This window comes from Variovorax sp. GW821-FHT10B04 (assembly GCF_059415645.1).
The window spans coordinates 1-1,229 of the sequence record NZ_JBWKNQ010000026.1; the positions used below are offsets into that span (position 1 = coordinate 1).

A 1,229-nucleotide genomic window follows, 5' to 3' on the forward strand; every position below is an offset into this window, starting at 1 on the left:
GGCGGATTCAACCGGTCGATGCAACACACTAACCACTGCTTAGGCAGAAGGAGTGTTGCAGATGAAATACCGGACACGAACCTACTACACGGCCGCCCAGAAGGCACTGATGTGGGAGCGCTGGAGAGATGGTTGGACCCTTCACCAGATTGGCCAGCTGTTCGACCGACCTCACACTTCAATCCATAACATCTTGTCGAAGACCGGTGGCATTCGACCGCCCCAGCGACGACGCGGCGCCAATGCGTTGACCCTGGCAGAGCGAGAAGAGATCTCTCGTGCTCTGACGGTCGGTGAATCGATGCGTTCGGTGGCCGCCCGACTTGGCAGGGCCCCGTCGACAATCAGCCGCGAGATCAAGCGCAACGCAGGGCAAGCTGGCTATCGGGCGAGCGTCGCCGACGAAGCTGCGTGGAATCGTGCCCTACGACCGAAGCGCTGCAAGTTGGTCGAGAACCGAGCGTTGGCTGGCGTCGTGGCGGACATGCTCCGAATGCTGTGGTCGCCCGAGCAGATCGCCGGCTGGCTCAAGCATACTTATCCGAACGATCCGAGCCTTCATGTGTCACACGAGACCATCTACCGCAGCCTGTTCATTCAAGCGCGTGGCGCGTTGAAGAAGGAGCTCCTGGAGCACCTCAGACGCACGCGCGGCATGCGGCGCTCTCGGGCCTATACGCAAAAGACGGCGATCCACGGGCAGATTGCCGATGCCGTGTCGATCAGCGAACGCCCCGCATCTGTCGAGGATCGGGCAGTGCCTGGTCATTGGGAAGGGGATCTGGTGTTCGGCAGCGGCAACAGCCAGATCGCAACGCTGGTCGAGCGACAGACGCGATATGTGATGTTGGTCAAGCTCGAAGGCAAAGACTCGCAGTCGGTCGTCAACGCGCTGATCAAGAACGCGCGCAAGCTGCCGCAGGAGCTCTACAAGTCACTGACCTGGGATCGAGGCACGGAGATGCACGGCCACAAAAGATTCACGATGGCGACCGACATTCAAGTCTACTTCTGTGACCCACAGAGCCCCTGGCAACGCGGCAGCAACGAGAACACCAACGGGCTGCTGCGGCAATACATGCCCAAGGGCATCGATATCTCGGGCTACTCACAGCTTCAACTCAACGCGATTGCAAGACAATTGAATGAAAGGCCGCGCAAGACGCTCGGCTTCCACACACCAGCTGAGATGTTCAGCGAATGTGTTGCATCGACCGGTTGAATCCGCC

1 protein-coding gene is annotated in these 1,229 nt (G+C 59.6%); it reads left to right on the forward strand.

What is annotated here, in order from left to right:
* Positions 1 to 61 precede the first annotated feature (61 nt).
* Complete coding sequence (locus tag AC07PZ_RS31580) at positions 62 to 1,222, forward strand: IS30 family transposase (protein WP_495299135.1); 1,161 nt, start codon at positions 62 to 64, stop codon at positions 1,220 to 1,222.
* The last annotated feature ends 7 nt before the right edge of the window (positions 1,223 to 1,229 follow it).

Excerpts from the sequence above, each read along its gene's own strand:
- AC07PZ_RS31580 (WP_495299135.1), top strand. The coding sequence starts at position 62 with ATGAAATACCGGACACGAACCTACTACACGGCCGCCCAGAAGGCACTG.